A 19,460-nucleotide genomic window follows, 5' to 3' on the forward strand; every position below is an offset into this window, starting at 1 on the left:
CTATTGCCATTATTTGCCTTTTTTATTTTTATATTCTTTTTTAAGTTTATATAAATCAAACCAAAATTTAATATATCCACCTTTATACCAATTCCTACTTGCTTGTATAAAAGACTTTCCTAGTCTATAAGTAAAACTTTCTTCTATAGTTTCAGAGTGACAATTATAATAATTTTTCGATATTAAATGTCTAGTGCGATACCGATGATGATGCAAACAAACAAGAATTTTTATAGGTATTCCTAATATACCTATAAAAGTTTTAGAATTATGGATTAATATCACTCCTATTTTATAAGATAAATGACCACATGACTTATTAACCATATTATACAATTGACCTTTTTTAGAGTATTCTTCATATTTTAACAAAAAGTCAATACTGCTAGATAGTTTTTCTTCCAGCTCAATATTATTTTTTATTCTTTTGCAATCTAACTTCAATTCTTTAGTAAAATTTGGAGGTATAAAATCTACAAAATAAAAGTTCTTTATAGTATTAGATTCCAAACATATACAATTTATTTTCATTAAAGAACAAAATTGCTGCAAAAGATTATGAGCTGAATTAAAATTAGGAAAATTTTTAAAAAAATCTATGGATTTATTCAAAAAACCATATTTCCATAGTGATAAATAAATTTCCATTGCTCCTCTTCGTCCAGCAGCAAAATTATCGTTAAGTCCACCATATAAACTTTCATGGTGCTTTATCATAAGATCATTTATATATAATTTTTCAAGTTTATCGATTGAAAAATTTATATTATACTCTACATCAGGCCTAACTTTAATAATAAAATCGTATTGAAAATTATTTTCCGCTTCATACTGAACCAATGATTTTAATAATTGATAATTAGAATACCATATTTTCGAAGCATTAATAAATAAATTGTTTCCATCTAAAGGATATTTTTTTAAAAAATCTTCTTGATTTTCTATAATTACTCGTTTAATGTTATTTATATTTTCCAACCTTTCAGCATCGAGCCGAACGGAATATTCTTGATTTAATTTAGAAAAAACATTTGGAAAATATTGTTTTAAATTATTTTTATGCATAATTTCCTGAGGAATAGATTTTAATAATGTTTCATCTAATAATCTTTTAGCCCAATTTCCTCCTGCTCCATTTAAACCTGGCCACAAAAATTTTGAATCCCAAGTAAATAAAAAAACATCAACATCAAACTGAAAACTTTCTATCACTTTTTTTAAATTTAATTCCCACTCTACTCCTCTCATAGCACCACTTATACATAAAGCGATTTTTTTTGGAGATTTTAAATGTTGAGTATGAAAAGTATTAAAATTATAATTTAATAGAAATTTTTCATAATAAACTCTAGCACCGATAGTCATCTTTGTATGAAAATTTTCTTGTAAAATAGTTAATATATTTCTTACTTCATTGCAAAAAAAATCTTTATTTATACAAGAAAAATAATCAATAACTCGTTTAATAAAAAAAGATTGAAAAATTATAAAAAAACTATTTTTAACTACATAAGGTAATAATATTACAATAGATTCTTTTTTTAAACAAAAATTTAAAATCCATTGAGAAATTATATAATTGATACATAATGGAGTGTATTTTTCTTTTTTAATATAATCAATTATTTTTTCATCGTCAAGTGTTTTTATTTCAACTAAAAAATTATAAAACTCGCAAAAATTACCAAAATACATATCATTCCACCAATTTTGTTGTGGTGTATTTTTAAATAATAAAATTAATTCATCTACATTTCCAATCTGATATAAGAAATCTATATACTCTTTAGACTGTTGCTTAGCTAAATCCTCCTTGTAAATATCTTGAATTATATCAAAATTCCATTCTTCAAGTGCATTTTTAATATTTCCTTGCATTTTGTTTAACCTTATTAATATTACGAATTTGGAAGAAAAATTTAATTAATCCTCCTTTATACCAAGATTTACAAGCTTTTATAAACTTTTCTCCAAGTTGATATGTTGTGCTATTTTTTTCTATTATAGCTTCATCATAATCTGTATAATTTTTTAAAGGTAAAGATTTAAATTTAAAATCAACTGTTTTATGGACAATAAAAACAGCCCATAATATAAAAGGTAATTTAATGTAGCCAAAAAAAGAATTATATTTTATTAAAATCCTTCCTAATTTATAAGACAGATGATTATATATTATAAATTTAGCGGAATTAGAATAAATAATATTATCTTTATGATTTAACCCAATTTTTTTTCGCAATTGATAAAGCTGTAAATCTTTAATTTCAATATCTTGCTCTAAACAAATTAATTCCATATTTTGTTTTTTTATCGGAAGAGAATCTAAACTTTTTTGCAAGGATAATTTTTCTTCATTTAGAATTAAAATTTTTTGATTAAGAGCATCTAAATCTGATTTTTTAATATCAACAAACATATATTGATTGATTTGTTGCATTCCAGAACGCCAAGGCCTAAATTCATACTCCCATCTATACTTGATAAATATGTTATATATACTTTCATCCTCTAAATATGCCTTATGTGGATGCTTAACTAAGCCAAAATTACTAAACCATACTAAATCACCTTCATTTGGCATTCTAGAATCCAATAAGCCAAACCTAAAAGCATTGGATGAACAAAAATTTGTTTTAGGTGGCAAAGGAAACTCTCGAAATACGCCTTCCCAACCATTTTGCGGTTTTCGAACGGGATTATAAACCTTAATATACTCATCCAATCTTAAAGGTTTAAAAAACATAATATCAGGTCTTGTATACAAATGATAGTCGTACTTCACGCCACATTCTTTTTCATAATCCAATTTTAAAGAATTTACCTTTTCCAAAGTAACATACATTCCAGATTTATTGCCATCCGAAATAGGGGATTCTATAAGATATTTTTTTGGTTGATAAATTCCTATAATTTCTTCCAAATCATGAATTCCTATCTTTACACCTGTTAATCCTGGATACTTTAAATGAGAATGAGCACTTCCAGTATCAAATTGATCCCATGTGTGTAAAAATATATCTATTTTCCAACCATCTTGCTCATTTGCATCTATAATATTATCAAAAAAACTTTTATAAGTTTGTTCATAAGTTCTTAAAGCACCAAACAAATGAACTGCTAATTTTTTTTCCATGCAATACCTTTTTTTTGTTTTTTCATAGATCTACTAATTTCATTAATTAAAAATAAAAGATTTGAATATTTTTCACATCTTTTTTTTATTTTCATTAAATCAAAACATATATTTTTGTAAATTTTACCCCTAAACAATAACAAAGTTACCAATAAATCATGTTGTATTTTAACTAAATTTTTATCTAAGTATTTTTCTACAATATCATAATGATCATAACGCAAATTTAAATGAATCCAATGAATTATCCAAGCTGTATTGCTAGCATCTTCAAGCATAGCTTTTTCTATAAACTGCAAGGATATTTTAAAATCTTTTTTTAGATCTAAAGATAATTGGTATAATCTAAAAAATGCCATGGATTTATACATAGAATCTAACTGCAATTTATTAATATTTTCTTCAATGATTTGATACTGCTTTTCTTTGGAAAAAATTTCATGAAATGAAATATCTTTTTTGATACCAGAGAAAAAAGAAGGACATTGAGAAAATGCAGATTTCTGCAAAGAAATTCCTGGAGTATAAATCAATTTTGCATAAGAAAGAAAATTCATTTCAAAAAACGCCCTTTCAGTAACATCTAAAAATTCAGAAGCAAACTGATCAGCTAAAATAATTTTTTCATTATTAAAATAATCAATTAATTTTTTGCTAGCAATAATATCTTGACTAAAAATCACAATTTTATAATCTTTAATTTTATTTTTTATAATTTCTATAGCAATTTCATATGGAAAATATTTATCTCCCACAAAAGCATATAAAGAAGCCTTTTTATATGTTGAAGAATAAACTATATCTGCACCTCTGATATGTATTGCTATAAATTCGCCCAATTTACTAGCAGTTTGTTCAGCATATTTAATTATATTTTGATATTTGTTTGAAAATTTTATTTTCTTGTAAATCTCTGCAAAATCTTTATAACATTGTTCTTCATTATAGCCTTCTATCCAATTACTTAATGCTCCACCTTCTATTCCTGGAGCATACCAACCCCATTTTTGCTCGAAAGGACCATTTTTTATATCATTAAAAGTTTTTTTCTCTTGATGAATTCCAAATCCATGATTGCTTGATATATCTTTACAATCATCAATGTAATATTTTTGTATAAATTCTTCACTAAATATATCACTAACTTTACCTAATGCAAATGGAATATGCTTTATAGAATTGAACATTTCATGTGTATTCCCTATCACATCTTCAATCTTTCCCCATTTAAAATAAAATGGCAAATTAGTTTTTTCGGATAACAATAACCCTGCCATCATCGCAAACAGTCTCATACCAAAGCCATCAGGCTTTGCCATAATGATACATGGAGACAATATACACCTGTCATTTTTATACCCTTCGAAACTAACTCCAAAAAGATAATTAAATTTTTCCAAAATAATATTATTATACTCGACAAAGTCAAAATTACAAGTTTGAATAGATTCTTTTAAATATTTTATCATAGCTTTTGACAAACTATCAATATCAGGATTTACCAATAATCCTCCACGTGAATTTAAAACCGATCTATTGCCTGTTATATTTGTTGCTATTATTGGTTTTTTTAACACCAGTGATTCGAGTAAAACCATAGGCTGCCCTTCATGCAATGAACTCAATATAAAACAATCAGCTTTTCTTAAATAAGGATAAGGATTATTTCTATTTCCAAGAAGATATACATTTTTAATATTATTTTTTAAAATATACAATTTTAAATCTTCTTTTAAAGGTCCATCGCCTAGTATCATTAGCTTAATGTTATTAAATTCTGAGCTAATTTTTTGAAAAGCTTTAATAAGCATTAATTGATTTTTTTCTGGTGATAATCTAGCAATATTAATAAAAACTTTTCCACCATCATTAAAAATACTTTCATCTTCTAGATACTCTAAAACAAAACCACTTTTAAATAATATATTTTTATAATCTATAATATTATTCATAAAATCAAATTTATCACACTCTACTTGATAAGTATCAGATAAATTATCTCTATTTAAATCACTTAATTCTCTTGAAACAGAAAAAATGTGATCAAAATATTTATAAACATTAAAAATTTTTTCAAGATACGGGAATCTTACATCAAATTCGCCTTTCATATCATTGTGAAGATAAATAATCTTTTTTGCATTTGTTTTAGCATATGCAAATCTATAAACCCATAACTCCCCATAACCATCAAAACTAATCAAAGAATTAAATTTCGAATCCCCATATAAACATCTAAAATCACGTTCAAAGCATCTTGCAAAAATATTTTCTTGCTCTTGATTTGCTCGTTTATTTTTATAAACAGGATTACTTAGCAACCAATTTTCTTCTTGAGTTTGACTTAAAATATTAGGATTGCCTAGAATATAAACCTTATCTCTTATTTGATTAATATATTTCATGCAAGTTGGACTTTGTCTAACTTGCCATGAATCAATAGCAACATAGACATTATACTCATTTAAATTTAAATAATTTAAAAAATTTACAAAAGATACACTCATGCCATTATTACCCAAACCTCCAGGGTAAATTAATAAATTTACTTTATTATTAAAATTTTTATATATTTTTTCATCTTTAAAATTATCAAAAAAGAAAAATTCAATAACTCTTTGCGTTGCAGCACCATCTTCATTTAATACAAACATATCTTTAATCTCTTGAGAAATTTTACATTTCTCAAGCATTAATGGATTTTTCAAAATTCCTAAAACTTCTTGAGGAGTTTTACAATAAACAGAATTTAACATTTCAACATCAAAATATAAGCCGTGTTGATTTTTGTATTCCTCATAGTCATAAATATAGTAAATAATTGGTCTATTTAAAACCATAAAATCAAATGCAATTGAAGAATAATCAGTTATTAATACATCAACTATTGATAAAAGCTCATTAGTATCTATATCTCTAGGAACACTTGGAATCCCATTATCTTTAAGTTTGTCTTCTAAATTATAATGACCTCTAAATACAACAACAAATCCAGATTTTTTAAATATTTCAAGATCTTTAATAAGTTTTTCAATATTTAATTCCGCATTTTCAAATGAATTGCGATATGTTGGTGCATACAATATAACCTTATCACCAATTTTAATATTTAGTCTTTCTCGTATTTGTTGTTTTTTAAAATTATTTATTTTTAAAGTAATATCAATTCTAGGATAACCGCTCTCATAAACTTTTCCTTGGAAAATATTTTCAATATCATGTTTTTGCATTAAAACTTCAGATGTATGCTTATTTGGAGATATAATATGGGTTGATTGTAAAAAGTCCTTCTGGGTAACTTCAAATTCCATGAAACCCCGTCTCATATCCTTTCCTAAATATTTCCATGGTGTTCCATGCCAAGTTGCCAAGTATTTTTGTTCAGGTTTTCTTATAAAAAATCTACAAAAAGATCCAGAATTAATCAAGTATTTTGCGCTTGCTAAATATTTAAAATATAATTTAGAAAAATATTTTACAAAAATAATTTTTTTATTTTGTCTAAATTCTAAAGGAATAGATTCGAAATCTTGTAATACCCATATATGGATAAAATTATCAAATCGGGGATCATTTAAAAGATGTAAAAAAATCGCATAGGGATTACATGACATAAACTGTGCAGTATGTGTTTGATATAAGATAGCATTCTGTAAAATATCTTCATTTTCATAATAATCCAAATATATAACTTTTTGTCTAAAAAAATCATCTTTTAAAAAATTTGAATTTTGATCAAAAATATTATTATTAATTCTATTGATTTGAGCAAAGATTTTACATGCCTCTTTGTGATACTCTAGCTTCATTAAACAATTAGCCAATCTATAAAAATACTCTACACGACAATAAGAGTCTCTTTTAAAAGCTTCTGTATAAAATATAGAAGCCTGTTCAATCTTGTTTTGCTTTTCTAAAACTACCCCCAATCTATAATGATACACAGAACAATGATAGTTATTTTCTATAGCCTTATGATAATACTTTTCAGAATTTTTCCAATCATAAAGCATTTCAAAACTAAAAGCTATTTTGTAAAATATTTTATCTAAATATACTATCTCTAGCTCTTGGATTTTGTTTAAATAAGCTACATTAGCTTCACTCCAATAACCCATTTTTTCATGAAAAACGCCTATACCATATATATCAGATTCTAATTCTTCGTCAAATTTTATAGCATATCCATAAAATTTATTTGATAAAACTATATCTTTAATTTTCTCACAACAAAAACCAAGCCTATAATACCATACAGATTCAATTGGTATCTTTTGTTTCTCTTGAATTAAAATGGACTCTTTGTAATATTTTACTGCATCGTTATATCTTTTCATAGCTTCACAAGCAATTGCTAAATCTCTTAAGAGAATGAAATTCTGTTCATTTCCATGATTTAACTCTTGCTTAAGTCTATCAACTTCTTTCCACCATAATTTTTGCTCTAAAAAAAAACCAAATTTTAAATGATTATAAACTTGTTTTAATTGTTTTCTCCAATTTGGAGTTTCTTTTAGAAAACATGCTTGCTCAAAAAAAACTTTAGCATCATTCCATTCTTTTAAATGAAAACAACACATTCCCGTTTTAAAATATGCTTTGGCATTATCTCTAAAATTGTTAGATGCTTTAATAAAATACTTTTTAGATGCTTGATATTTTTTTCTCTTATATAGTATAGAAGCGAATAAAAAATATAACCCAAACATACAATACTTCATTTTTTCTCCCTAATATTTATTTTTATTTTATACTTTTGTATTTTTTTAAAGAACGATCTATAAAGATGTAACTTATATTCTTGCTCATTAAAAATTACCGCATTTGGAGTATCTAGAATATTATCAAAATTTTTTTTGGGAATTCTCCAATCGCCATAATTTTCACTTAAATAACGATCATATTCTTTAAAACCAAAATATTCTTTACCTAAAAAATCATACTTAATTAAATCAAAAGTTGAGTTATACCATTTAACAGCAGATCCTAAATGATAATGCTTGCAACCATCTTTATAGTGAATAAAAATATCAATCAATATACCATTGATATGTTTAAGCTTAATCCCACCTTTCCATTTTGGATCATGAATATAGAAAGTACCATATTGTTCTAAAGCTATTTTTAATTCATTGCTAAAATCTTCTTCCCAAACCCCAACATCAATATCATAATCATTTGATATAAAATTCTTTTCCCTAATACAACCTAAAAAAGTACCACTGACTAAAAAAAACTTTATATTTAATGAATTAAAAACACTAGATAAATCTTCCAAAGCTATCAAGGCATCATATTTTGAAAAGTATTTTTTTTTAGTATTTTTTAAAGAAAATTTTTCATGTAGCTTTAATGAATTTTTTAGATAATGTTCAGCTATATCATAAGCTTCAATGCTAGCTGCAGCACTAGATATATATTTTTGAATTTCAATCTTTGTGCTAATATTTCTTTTTTTTTCTATGTATTTTAAATACAATTTTTCCATATTTTTAAGTTCTATTTTAGTATTAACCAACTTGCTCATTAACATCCATATTTTTAAACGATTAGATTCTTGTTGAATTTTTTCTAATTCATATAAAGCTTTGGTTTTATCGCCCAATAAATATAATAATTGTATTTTAAGTAATTTACCATCTATATTTAAAGGATATTTTTCTAAAAATAAATCAATATAATTCAAAGCTTTTTTATACTTAGCGTAAAAAAAATAAAATTCAGCCTGATAATAAAAAACCGTCTTCATGTTTACTTTGGATAAATAACTGCACAATTTTAAAAAAATATAATGTCTACTTTTTTTCTGCATTAAATATATCAAAACCATATGCAACAGAATTAAATGCAAATACCCCTTTTTGCTTTCACGAAAGCTTTTGCGAAATATACCTTTTAAATTCATAATTTAATTCTCTCAATAATTTCTGTCGTTGAAATACTTGGGGTTCTTTCAAAATAAATTACATCACAAATATCATTAAAACAATCAAATTTACCTTTCCAATCATCTCCCATAACTAAAATATTTGCTTGGTATTTTAAAAGATAATCTCTTTTTAATTCCAATGCTTCTTCTAAAAATACACAAGACACGCATTTTAATGAAGATATTATATTTAATCTCTCTTGCTCGCTGTATATAGGATAACGATGCTTTTTAGCAAAATTTAAAGAATCTGATGATACACCAACAATTAATTTATCTCCAAGAGATGCGGCTCTTTCTAGAATCCTTAAATGACCATAATGAAACAAATCAAAAGTACCAAAAGTTATTACATTTTTCACTATACCCTCCCTATAGCATAAAGCTGGATAATCCCCATAACCCTTTCTTCTTTCCCTACTATAATTTCTTTGATTTTATGTTTTAGCATGATCTCCTCTGCTTCACTTGCCATAGCATCAGCATCGACTACTTTAGGATTTGTACTCATGATTTCTTTGGCTCTAAAATCAAATCTTGGTTTATCGCTTGTCTTTAAAGCACGACGCAAATCCCCATCAGTGATGATACCCACTAATTTTTCATTCTCAAGTACCACACAAAGCCCTAGCTTTCCACTAGTCATCACATCAACAAGATCGTTAAATTCAGTATCAGGATGCACTATAGGAAGGTTACTTGAAACCATAAGATCTTTTACCTTGGTTAAAAGCTTACGCCCCAAACTCCCCCCTGGATGAAAAAGGGCAAAATCATCAGGCTTGAAATTTCTTACCTTCATCAAAGCAGCAGCTAAAGCATCCCCCATAACCAAAGTTGCGGTTGTCGAAGACATAGGAGCAAGCTGCAAAGGACAAGCTTCCTTTTCCACAGCTATATTTAAAAATATATCGCCTTGCTTTACAAGGGTGGAATTTTTTTTACCACACATTACTATAAGTGGAATTTTACGCTTTTTTATAGCTGGAATGATTTTTAAAATTTCTTCAGTTTCTCCTGAATTTGAAATAGCAATTAAAACATCTTCAGGAGTTAGCATTCCAAGATCTCCATGCAAAGCCTCTCCTGGATGGATGAAAAAGCTTGGCGTTCCTGTACTTGCTAAAGTAGCTGCTATCTTAGCACCTATATGACCTGATTTACCCATTCCACTGACTATGCAACGCCCTTTGGTATTTAGCATCAAATTCACAGCTTGATTAAAATTTTCATCTAAATTTTTAGCCAAATCTAAAATAGCTTGTGCTTCTTTTTCAAAGACTTCTTTGGCTATTTCAAGAGTATTCATTTTTAAACCTTAAAGATTAAGCACAACATTGGTTGCAATAGCAATTTGATAAAGAATTTGAGTTAACATTGAAAAAATTTGCAAATTCTCACTATCTACTTTTGGCAATACCAACACAGAATCGCCTGGTTTCATATCTATACCACTATGATATTTTTCAGCTTTTCCATTGCTTCGTATCACCAAAACTTTTGAAGTATCCGCTCTTTCTCCATAACCTCCTGCAAGATTGATATAATATCTTAAATCTTTGCCCTTATCATACACAAAAGCTCCAGGTAAAGAAACCTCACCTTGAACTATGATGAGATTATTCTTACTTGGTACATTAATAGTATCACCATCTTCTAAAATAACCGAATTATAAGACTTTGGATTATCAATGACAATTTGACCCTTAGGCTCTACTTGCTTAGCTCTTTGGATAAATTCTAAAATCGTTTTTGCTTGTTGAGCTCTTATAGCTGCACCTTGAGCTGTAACAGAACCACTAGTTAAAGCTAGAGTTTCAAGCTCTTTAAGCTGAGCATTGATAAGTTCTTTTTGAGTTCTAGCTACACTTTTTCTAAACACTTGTAAAGCTTGCATGTTTGATTGTGGATTGGCTTTAATTAATTTAGAAATATCTTCTAAAGTCGTTCCTTTACCCACAACTAAAGTTTTTAAACCATTATGCTCGCCATTTACACTTATAGTTATATTTTTAGAAACATACTCAGGGTGAAATTCTACCTCATCTCCCGTTCTAAGTAAAACTTTTGAAAATTGCATTTTATTATAAGCACTGACATCAAGTTTATGATCTTCACCATAACTTTTTACGATAGCATTAGTCACGATAGGTTTAGCACCTGATACTCTAGCTAAGTCAGCTAAAGTTTTAATATCATTTGAAAGTTCAAAACGAAAAGGTCTTTGCACATCACCATCAACAAAAGCGTAATTTTGAACATTTCCTACTAAAATAACATCTCCGCTTCTAAAAGGAAAAAGATCCATTTGCCCTTTTAGTAAAAAATCATATAAATCAATATTTTTTATCACGCTGTTATTACGCAAAATTTGAATATCTCTAAAACTTCCATATTCTAAATTTATACCCCCTGCTTTATCAAGATACTGTATCACTGAATCCGAACTAAGTCCTTGATAAAGTCCTGGAGCATTAACACTTCCTGTTACAAAAACACTGACATTTTGATAAGCATTCATATCTGCATAAACAAAAACATTGCTTTTATAGATTTTATTAACACGTGCTTTTATAACACTTACAAGGGCGCTATTTTTCACACCTAGTAAATTTACAGCTCCTACTTTAGGGATAAAAATATTTCCTTGAGAATCCACCACTAAAACTTGCGAAAACTCAACAGCTCCCCAAATTTTAAGACTGATTTGATCACCGACTGCAATCTTATAATCTGGGTTATAAACTCTTTGATTGTAATTTTTAAAATTTCCATTAAAAAGATGAGCACCGAATACTAAAATTTGATGAATTTTTGTAAGATTATTTTCTTTATTTACTATATCATAATTTGAGCTTAAATTTTGATCTATGCTAGTTGTAGTAGAACCTTGATCCTCTGCTGAAATGATTTGTGAAACATCCACAGCTCCAAAACATAAAATACAACTAAAAAGTAAAATTAATATTTTTTTCATTTTAATACTTATGCTCCTCTATTATCATTTTAATAAATTTAACAATCCCAAAAATCAAAGATAATACAATAAATGCTGTTAAAATATCATAAATTCTTTCAGGATATTTTGCGCTTTCTGGAATATCTGGACTTTGAATGATGACAAGTTGTTTTATTTTTCTTAATGCTTCTATTCTAGCACTTTCATAAGCTTTTAAAGCTGCTTCATAAGCTTTTTGCGCAAAAGTAGCTTCTATAGTTAGATCTTGAAATTTAGCAGCCAAATCATTAAGCTTTTGAGAAGAATTGTTAGCTGAAATTTTAGATTTTTCCCTTAAAAGCTGTTTTTTAATCGCTTCAATTTCTGCTTTAAGTGCTACTACTTCAGGTGCTGCATCATTCATATAGCTTTGTAAAGTTAAAAGTTTAGCTTCTTTTTGAGCTAAATTAGTCTCAATTTGCGCAACCAAACTTGCTTTAGCTTCAGCTTGTTTCAAGGGATCAAAAACCCCATATTTATTTTGAAAAGCAATCAAATCATTTTGTGCTTTTTGATATCGTTCTTTGTATTTTTGTACTTCATTTTCAGCAAAAGCCATTTGTTCTCTAGCTGCTTTATGAGAGATTTCGTTGATAAACTTTTCGCTTTCTTGCATAATAGTTTGAGCAATCAAATGAGCTGATTTAGGTGTAAAACCTTCTACTTCTACCTGCAAAAGCTTAGTAGTTTCATCCGTATGCACCTTAACTCTTGCTTGGTAATATTTAAGATAAGATTCTATCGAACTTGAATCCCAAATTTTAAAAGGCAAATCTATATGTTGTTCTTGATAAAGACTTTTAAGTTTAATTTTCTCATCCAAAATTTTTAACATATCACTTGATTCTATATAACCTTTTAGATAATTTAAATCTTCGCTTGCTGTAGAAGTACTACTAAGCAAAGACAAGATTCCACTTGTTTGAGCACTTTCTCCACTTGTTGATCTAACATCTAAAATCATCGTGCTTACATATCTTGGCGCTGCAATCAATGTATAATAAATCACAACAAAAATCATTATAAACCAAACAATTTTAAAAGAATCAAATACACTTAAATCTTTGATTTTTTCTAATAAAGTTTTATTTTCTTCCATTAAGCTTTTCCTTGATATACAGCTATTCCTTCATCTACATCATCATAAACCGTAATTTGTCCATTTTTCATATAAATTATTTTATCACACCATTCTTTAATTTCAGCTACATTATGAGATACCATAATCACCTTTGATTTGCTTAATCTTTCTCTATATAATTTCACGCTTTTTTCCCTAAAAGCAGGATCTCCAACAGCTCCAGCTTCATCGATTAAATAATAATCAAAATCAAAGGCCATACTAAGTCCAAAAGCTATTCTAGCACTCATTCCCGAAGAATAAGTCTTCATAGGCTCATCAAAAAATTTTCCTATTTCAGCAAAATCTTCCACAAATTTTACTTTTTCTTGAAGTTCTTTACCCTTGTATCCATACACCCTAGCTACAAATTTAGCATTATCTCTGGCAGTTAAAGAACCTTGAAAAGCTCCATTTAAACCCAAAGGCCAAGATAATTTTTTATTAGTAATTATCTTGCCACTATCAGGAAGCTCTGCTCCGCTTAAAAGTCTCATGAGAGTGGACTTGCCTGCGCCATTATATCCCATTAAACCTATGCTACAATTTTCAGGAAATTCAAAAGTAAAATTTTTAAAAACATAATGCCTTCCACCACTAAATAAAGGATAAGATTTAGTTAGATTAATTAGCTTTATCATTCTTTTTTTGCCGCCGTTAGAGCTTGTCTATTATAGTAGTAAATAAAAAGCCCTATAAATAAAACAAGTAAAATCCAAAATATAGCATAAAAATAACTATATTCATCTTGCAAAGGATAATTTTCAAAAAAATTAAATCTTAAAAGCTCCATTATGTGAAGCAAAGGATTGTAATAAAATATATCAAGTAAAGGACGAGGAGTTAACCAGGTGGGAAATATAATCCCAGAACTCCAATAAAATACTATACTAAAATAAGCTAATAAAGTTCTTAAAGGTTCTACAAAGTGCCAAACAATAGCAAAACAAATCCCTAAAGCAAAAGCTGAGCATATGAGTAAAAAAATACAAAATAAAACTCCAAGTAAATGAACAGGAAATACATCAAGTCTAAAGAACCACCCTGCAAAAAAAAGCACAGTGATAAAAATCACAAAATAAATACAAAATTCAAGCAAAGTTCTAGCAATAAATACATGTATAGGTTTTACAGGTTTATAGGCAAACAAAGATAAATTTGCCCCTATTCCATTCATAAGCTGAGTTACTATACTTCTAAACATAAAAAAAGGCATAATGCCTGAAATCAAAAACATAAAAATAGAAATTCCTTCAGGCATAATTTGATGATGATATTCCCTAATAACAGTTCCTATAATAGTCACCAAAAGCACAACACTCATAGGCTCTCCAACTACCCATATATATCCAAGATACCTATTTTTTCCAAATCTAGTTTTTAACTCTCTAAAAAATAAAGCGTGAATTACATTTAACATTTATTTTCTATACCTAACAATTTACATAAACCATAATCATAACTCATTTTTTTAAACAAAATCATAAAAATTTATTTTTTACAAAACTCAAGCTTTTTACTAAGTCCTAAAGCATTGTTAGTAAATTTAAGCCAAAAAAGCTCTAAGGCATAAATTTTTGCACTTTTATCAAGTTTAGCAAAGGGAAATTTAGAAAAATAAATTTTCATTTGCTCCTTGCTTGCCATTTTAAACTCGGCCTTAGCTTGCACACCTTTTAAAAAGGCTATTTTACTTTCTTTGGCTATATTAAGTGCTATACTTGAATTTTCACTGGCTAATCTTATATGCTTAGTATCTTCATGAGAAGCGATAATAAAAGCTAAATTCTTCTCATCAAAAGCATAAAAAGCACTAGCTGTATAAACACCTTTTTCATCAATCATAGCCCAAGATAAAAGCTGCTCATTTTTTATAAATTCTAAAATTCTTTCATCCATAATTGTAAAAATTATACTAAAATATTTTTAAAAATAACCGATTTTTAATTTAAACTATAAATATAAGGGGAAGAAATGCAAATTGATGCTAGCAAAAACCAAAGTTTTTCGATGGATTATACAACAAAAAGTGGCAAACATTTAGCCTTATCTATGTATGACAATCAAAGCGTGAGTTATGCAAATAATGAAGAAGGTAAAACTCTTAATCTTAAGCGTCAGTATGGCTTTAGTTTTACTTTTGAAGGCTCTAAGCTCACACAAAATGATCTTGATGAGATTAAAAATGCTATGAAAGAAGTTGAACCTATGATCAAAGACTTTTTAGCAAATTCTAAAGTCGGAGAGTTAAAGCCAAAAGAAATTATAGAATCAGCTATGCAAATGGCAAATGTTCTACCAACACCAAATGATGAAAACCATCAAAATGCTATTATGAATAATTTTACAAATAAACTCAGTGATTTACTAAAACAAAATCAAACAGATGATAAAGATATCAATGCTTCCATGCTTGAAGATAGCAAAAAACTTCTTGATGAAGTTTTAGAACAAATGAAAAAACAACTTGAAAAACAGCAAGAAAAAGCCAAGGAAAATCAAGATAAGACAGATGATAGTTTAAATCTTTACGCTTAAATCATATAATATTAAAAATTATCAAGGAGTTTTTAAATGACAAATATCGAAATTTTAGAAAATATGCTCAAACTCCAACAAAAACTCAACGATGAAACAAACGGCTTAAATTGGGAAAATGGCTACACCAAAGAAGGAAAACTGATCAGTTGGAGACGCTGTATTTATATGGAATGTGCAGAACTTATAGACTCTTTTACATGGAAACATTGGAAAAATATTTCAAGTCCAACAAATTGGGAAAATGTGCGTATAGAGATTGTCGATATTTGGCATTTTATTTTAAGTCTTTTACTTGAAGAGTATCGCGATAAAAACAATAAAGATTTCAAAGCTATAGCCACAGAAGTTAATGCTGTAAGCGTGTTTCAAGATTTTTGCAAAGAAGAAGAATACCCTAATGAGGGTGATATTTATGGCATTTTAAATGATATAGAGCTTATTATCCATAAATGCAGTGGTTTTGGATTTAATCTTGGAGAATTACTTTCAACCTATTTTACCCTAGCTATTAAATGTGGGCTAAATCTTGAAATTCTTTATAAGACCTACATAGGTAAAAATGTTTTAAATATTTTTAGACAAAACAATGGTTACAAAGATGGCAGCTATAAAAAAACTTGGAATGGCAAAGAAGACAATGAAGTTTTAGCTCAAATTTTAGAACAAGAGCTTGATTTTGATACTATTTATAAAAAACTAGAAGAATGCTACAAAAAGGCATAATTTGGATATTTTAAAACTTGCAATCAAAGATTTTTTAAGTCTTAAATTTTTAAAATTTGCCTTAATTCCTTTGATTTTTAGCCTTATACTGATGCTTTTTTTAGGAGTACTTGGCTTTTCGGCCTTGCTTGATTATTTTAATTCTTTATTTAGCGTTGGAGAAGATTCGTTTTGGGCGTGGTTTTATGCTCTTCATTTTGTACAAATTTTAATCACCATCATAAGTTTTTTATTTTCAGGTTTTATTGTTGTTTTTGCTTCGGTTTTTTTAGCCCTTTTTATCACTTCTTTTCTTACTCCTTTTATCGCTAAAGAAATCAACCAAAAATATTACCATTATGATAATACAAACGAAGTTTCAACCTTAAAAACTATCTTTGAAATTTTTAAAATATTTATAAAATTTATAGGGATTTTATTGCTTTGCACCTTGGCTTTATTTTTACCTTTTATAAATATTTTTGTATATTATCTTGCTTTTTATTATCTCTTTCACAAACTTTTAATGATTGATGTTACAAGCACGATTTTAGACAAAGAAAGTTTTAAAAATTTTCATTCTGATTTTTCGCCTTTAGAGTTTAAATTTAGCACTCTTTGTTTTTATCTACTCTCATCAGTACCACTTTTAGGACTTTTTTTGCAAGTATTTTTTGTGATTTTTCTCACACATTTAAGCTATCAAAGAATTTTAAAACTAAAAGCTAAGGCTTGAAATATCGATTTTGTGATTGTATAAATAAGCTCTTAAAAGTCTTGGAATTTTAGCTATTCTACACTCTTCTTTGAAATTTTTAGGTAATTTTTGACAAGTTTCATACTCAAAAACAATAGCTTGTTCGTTTTTATATGCAAGTGCTATTTTACCACCTAAAACACAATCACCCTTTAAAAGCTCTTTTCTTTGTGCCGTGCTTAAAAGCAAACCTTTCATTTTCACCGCTCTAGCAATCAAGCTTTCATTTTTAGGGCAAATAAGAAGTCCTTGAATTTCTTTGATATTTTCAAAATCATAAAGTTTTTTCCTGTCTTCATCAAGATAAGAAAAACTTCTTTTTAAACCCTGATGAAATTCACTCACAAAGGCATTAGAGAAATTTTTTCTTATATAATTTCTAAAATATTTTTCATTTTCATTACTTTCATCATGGAAATAAAAAATATCTTTTTCTTTTAAAAAAGATGAAATTTCATCTTTACTTATAAAGAGTAAAGGGCGTAAAAGTGTATAATTTGAGCGTTTTTCACACTCTTGCATACCTAAAATTTCAGCCAAACCTGCGCCTCGTGAAAGTTGCATCAAAAACCATTCAAATTGATCGTTTAAATGATGGGCTAAGATAAGATGGTCATAACCTTGCTCAAGACAAATTTTTTCAAAAAAATCATAGCGAAAATCTCTGGCTTTTTTTTCAAAGTTACTTTGAAATTTAGGAGCGTGTTTTATGAAAATTTTTTTATGAAATTTTAAAGCAAGTTCTTTGGCTTTTAACTCTTCTAAATCACTATTTTTTCTAGTTTTGTAATTTATCATCACAAGATCAAAGTCGATCTTTTCTTGCATTAAAAGATAAAAAAGCACACTAGAATCACTTCCATAAGAAAAAGCGAGTAAATTTTTACCCCTTTTTAAAAGGGCTAAAATTTCATCTTTAATTTGCATCTACTTTTCTTAAAGCCTTAGCAAGGAGTTTTTTATCAAGGTTTTGTAAAATTTCACATTCATAAATTTGCCCCATTTCCAAATTTCCACATTCGCTTTCATTAATAAGAATTTCCCCATCAATCTCTCTATCCCATCTTAAATCTTTAGCTGCGATAAAAAACTCTCCCTCGCTACTTTCTCCTGTGCAAACTACTAAACGCTTTTGCCCTACTTCTTTTTCAAAACTTTTTTCTATCACTTCATCAACAATTTTTTCTATGATTTTAAGCCTTTTATTGATCACTTTAAAAGGCACTTGCTCCATATCAAAAGCGGCTGTATCTTCTTCCTTAGAATACGCAAAAACACTCACCCTATCAAAACCAAAGTCTTTAACAAACTCACAAAGCTCTTCAAAATCTGCCTCACTTTCACCTGGATGCCCTACGATAAAGCCCGTGCGTAAAAAGCTATTTGGCGCACTTTTCATTAAATTTAGCATTTCTTTAAGTCTTGTGCTATTTGCCCCACGCTTCATGATTTTAAGCATATTATCACTTATGTGCTGCAAAGGCATATCAAAATAATTTACAAAAATTTCAGAAGCTATAATGCGTTTGATCAAAGCTTCACTCGCGCTCGTAGGATAAAGATATAAAATTCTAGCCGCTCTTATGCCTTTGATTTTTTCCACCTCATCGATTAAGCGTATAAGCCCATCTTTTTCACCCTTATCAAACAAATAAGAACTCGTATCTTGTGCAATAAAAGAAAAGTCCTTATAACCTCTAGCTACCAAATCTTTAAGCTCAGCTATAATGCTACTTATCTCGCGAGATTTTAACTTGCCTTTAAAACTTGGGATAGCACAAAAAGAGCATTTTTGATTACAACCTTCGGCGATTTTTATAAAAGCATGGGAATTTGAACCTGTGATAATACGTTTAGAATTTTCACTTTGCAAATAAGTCGAATTTGAAAATAAATTTGTTTTTTTAAGTATCATTTCATCGATTCTTTCATAATCACCCACACCTGTGAAAAGATCAACCTCAGGAAGTTCTTTCATAAGTTCTTCGCGGTAACGCTGCATCAAACAACCCGTAACCACCAAAAGAGAATCTTTTTTTCTTTGTTCGTGCAAATCCAAAATCGCATTAATACTTTCTTTTTTTGCACTATCGATAAAACCACAAGTATTTACGATTATAACATCGGCTTTGCTTGATTCATCGCAAAGTTCATAAGCACTAAGGCGCCCTAGCATGATCTCACTATCGACTAAATTTTTATTACAACCTAAAGACATAAGATAAAGTTTTGACATTTTTTTCCTATATTAAAGTTTTCTTTTGATATAATTTTTGA

The 19,460-nt window shown here is 28.0% G+C and carries 16 protein-coding genes; 3 read left to right on the forward strand and 13 right to left on the reverse strand.

From position 1 onward, the window contains the following. Positions 1 to 9 precede the first annotated feature (9 nt). The 11 genes from FBF06_RS08050 to FBF06_RS08100 all read right to left on the reverse strand — a co-directional run bounded on the left by FBF06_RS08050 (position 10) and on the right by FBF06_RS08100 (position 15,082). Positions 10 to 1,878: a hypothetical protein gene (locus FBF06_RS08050; RefSeq protein ID WP_002901023.1), complete on the reverse strand. Its 1,869-nt coding sequence runs from the start codon at positions 1,876 to 1,878 to the stop codon at positions 10 to 12. After that, entirely contained in the window at positions 1,862 to 3,136 is a 1,275-nt protein-coding gene (locus FBF06_RS08055; protein ID WP_168977625.1) for a hypothetical protein, read from the reverse strand. The genes FBF06_RS08050 and FBF06_RS08055 overlap by 17 nt, the downstream gene beginning before the upstream one ends. Continuing rightward, positions 3,121 to 7,857: a CDP-glycerol glycerophosphotransferase family protein gene (locus tag FBF06_RS08060; RefSeq protein ID WP_168977626.1), complete on the reverse strand. Its 4,737-nt coding sequence runs from the start codon at positions 7,855 to 7,857 to the stop codon at positions 3,121 to 3,123. Before FBF06_RS08060 ends, FBF06_RS08055 begins: the two co-directional genes overlap by 16 nt. Then, complete coding sequence (locus tag FBF06_RS08065) at positions 7,854 to 8,822, reverse strand: LicD family protein (protein ID WP_228762424.1); 969 nt, start codon at positions 8,820 to 8,822, stop codon at positions 7,854 to 7,856. Before FBF06_RS08065 ends, FBF06_RS08060 begins: the two co-directional genes overlap by 4 nt. A 215-nt stretch (positions 8,823 to 9,037) precedes the next feature. Next, a complete protein-coding gene (locus tag FBF06_RS08070; protein WP_002874993.1) occupies positions 9,038 to 9,427 on the reverse strand; it encodes an adenylyltransferase/cytidyltransferase family protein in 390 nt (129 codons plus the stop codon). Beyond that, complete coding sequence (locus FBF06_RS08075; RefSeq protein WP_052782651.1) at positions 9,427 to 10,374, reverse strand: KpsF/GutQ family sugar-phosphate isomerase; 948 nt, start codon at positions 10,372 to 10,374, stop codon at positions 9,427 to 9,429. Before FBF06_RS08075 ends, FBF06_RS08070 begins: the two co-directional genes overlap by 1 nt. Positions 10,375 to 10,383: 9 nt before the next feature. Beyond that, a complete protein-coding gene (locus tag FBF06_RS08080; RefSeq protein ID WP_002889970.1) occupies positions 10,384 to 12,042 on the reverse strand; it encodes a polysaccharide biosynthesis/export family protein in 1,659 nt (552 codons plus the stop codon). 1 nt (position 12,043) lies between these two features. Then, on the reverse strand, positions 12,044 to 13,162 hold the full coding sequence (locus FBF06_RS08085) for a capsule polysaccharide transporter (RefSeq protein WP_002858848.1): 1,119 nt from the start codon (positions 13,160 to 13,162) through the stop codon (positions 12,044 to 12,046). Next, positions 13,162 to 13,824 carry an ABC transporter ATP-binding protein gene (locus tag FBF06_RS08090; protein WP_002781126.1) on the reverse strand — a complete coding sequence of 221 codons (663 nt, stop codon included), beginning with the start codon at positions 13,822 to 13,824 and terminating at the stop codon, positions 13,162 to 13,164. The genes FBF06_RS08085 and FBF06_RS08090 overlap by 1 nt, the downstream gene beginning before the upstream one ends. Further along, positions 13,821 to 14,603 (reverse strand): capsule polysaccharide transporter KpsM, encoded by a 783-nt coding sequence (gene kpsM, locus FBF06_RS08095; protein WP_002884796.1) that lies wholly within the window; start codon positions 14,601 to 14,603, stop codon positions 13,821 to 13,823. The genes FBF06_RS08090 and kpsM overlap by 4 nt, the downstream gene beginning before the upstream one ends. Before the next feature lie 71 nt (positions 14,604 to 14,674). Then, a complete protein-coding gene (locus FBF06_RS08100; RefSeq protein ID WP_002781130.1) occupies positions 14,675 to 15,082 on the reverse strand; it encodes a hypothetical protein in 408 nt (135 codons plus the stop codon). Between the two features lie 75 nt (positions 15,083 to 15,157). Between FBF06_RS08100 and ciaI the strand changes: the two genes are divergently transcribed. Genes ciaI through FBF06_RS08115 form a run of 3 tightly spaced genes read left to right on the forward strand, consistent with a single transcriptional unit; the run spans position 15,158 to position 17,162 of the window. Beyond that, on the forward strand, positions 15,158 to 15,721 hold the full coding sequence (ciaI, locus tag FBF06_RS08105; protein ID WP_002826203.1) for an intracellular survival protein CiaI: 564 nt from the start codon (positions 15,158 to 15,160) through the stop codon (positions 15,719 to 15,721). A 36-nt stretch (positions 15,722 to 15,757) separates the two neighbouring features. Next, positions 15,758 to 16,447 (forward strand): dUTPase, encoded by a 690-nt coding sequence (gene dut / locus FBF06_RS08110; protein WP_002858851.1) that lies wholly within the window; start codon positions 15,758 to 15,760, stop codon positions 16,445 to 16,447. Between the two features lies 1 nt (position 16,448). After that, positions 16,449 to 17,162: an EI24 domain-containing protein gene (locus FBF06_RS08115; RefSeq protein WP_002819467.1), complete on the forward strand. Its 714-nt coding sequence runs from the start codon at positions 16,449 to 16,451 to the stop codon at positions 17,160 to 17,162. Here FBF06_RS08115 and tilS read toward each other — a convergent pair. Beyond that, positions 17,145 to 18,110, reverse strand: coding sequence for a tRNA lysidine(34) synthetase TilS (tilS, locus tag FBF06_RS08120; RefSeq protein ID WP_002858852.1), 966 nt, complete (start codon positions 18,108 to 18,110; stop codon positions 17,145 to 17,147). The two genes, FBF06_RS08115 and tilS, sit on opposite strands and share 18 nt — an antisense overlap. Continuing rightward, the gene (gene rimO / locus FBF06_RS08125) at positions 18,100 to 19,419 is read right to left on the reverse strand and encodes a 30S ribosomal protein S12 methylthiotransferase RimO (protein ID WP_038401705.1); all 1,320 of its coding nucleotides are present in this window, start codon (positions 19,417 to 19,419) and stop codon (positions 18,100 to 18,102) included. The genes tilS and rimO overlap by 11 nt, the downstream gene beginning before the upstream one ends. Positions 19,420 to 19,460: the final 41 nt, after the last annotated feature.

It is taken from the genome of Campylobacter sp. CFSAN093227 (genome assembly GCF_012897855.1).
GTDB lineage: Bacteria > Campylobacterota > Campylobacteria > Campylobacterales > Campylobacteraceae > Campylobacter_D > Campylobacter_D jejuni.

Coding starts and splice junctions, on each gene's coding strand:
- FBF06_RS08050 (WP_002901023.1), bottom strand. CDS start 1,878: ATGCAAGGAAATATTAAAAATGCACTTGAAGAATGGAATTTTGATATA.
- FBF06_RS08055 (WP_168977625.1), bottom strand. CDS start 3,136: ATGGAAAAAAAATTAGCAGTTCATTTGTTTGGTGCTTTAAGAACTTAT.
- FBF06_RS08060 (WP_168977626.1), bottom strand. CDS start 7,857: ATGAAGTATTGTATGTTTGGGTTATATTTTTTATTCGCTTCTATACTA.
- FBF06_RS08075 (WP_052782651.1), bottom strand. CDS start 10,374: ATGAATACTCTTGAAATAGCCAAAGAAGTCTTTGAAAAAGAAGCACAA.
- FBF06_RS08080 (WP_002889970.1), bottom strand. CDS start 12,042: ATGAAAAAAATATTAATTTTACTTTTTAGTTGTATTTTATGTTTTGGA.
- FBF06_RS08085 (WP_002858848.1), bottom strand. CDS start 13,162: ATGGAAGAAAATAAAACTTTATTAGAAAAAATCAAAGATTTAAGTGTA.
- FBF06_RS08090 (WP_002781126.1), bottom strand. CDS start 13,824: ATGATAAAGCTAATTAATCTAACTAAATCTTATCCTTTATTTAGTGGT.
- kpsM (WP_002884796.1), bottom strand. CDS start 14,603: ATGTTAAATGTAATTCACGCTTTATTTTTTAGAGAGTTAAAAACTAGA.
- FBF06_RS08100 (WP_002781130.1), bottom strand. CDS start 15,082: ATGGATGAAAGAATTTTAGAATTTATAAAAAATGAGCAGCTTTTATCT.
- ciaI (WP_002826203.1), top strand. CDS start 15,158: ATGCAAATTGATGCTAGCAAAAACCAAAGTTTTTCGATGGATTATACA.
- dut (WP_002858851.1), top strand. CDS start 15,758: ATGACAAATATCGAAATTTTAGAAAATATGCTCAAACTCCAACAAAAA.
- tilS (WP_002858852.1), bottom strand. CDS start 18,110: ATGCAAATTAAAGATGAAATTTTAGCCCTTTTAAAAAGGGGTAAAAAT.
- rimO (WP_038401705.1), bottom strand. CDS start 19,419: ATGTCAAAACTTTATCTTATGTCTTTAGGTTGTAATAAAAATTTAGTC.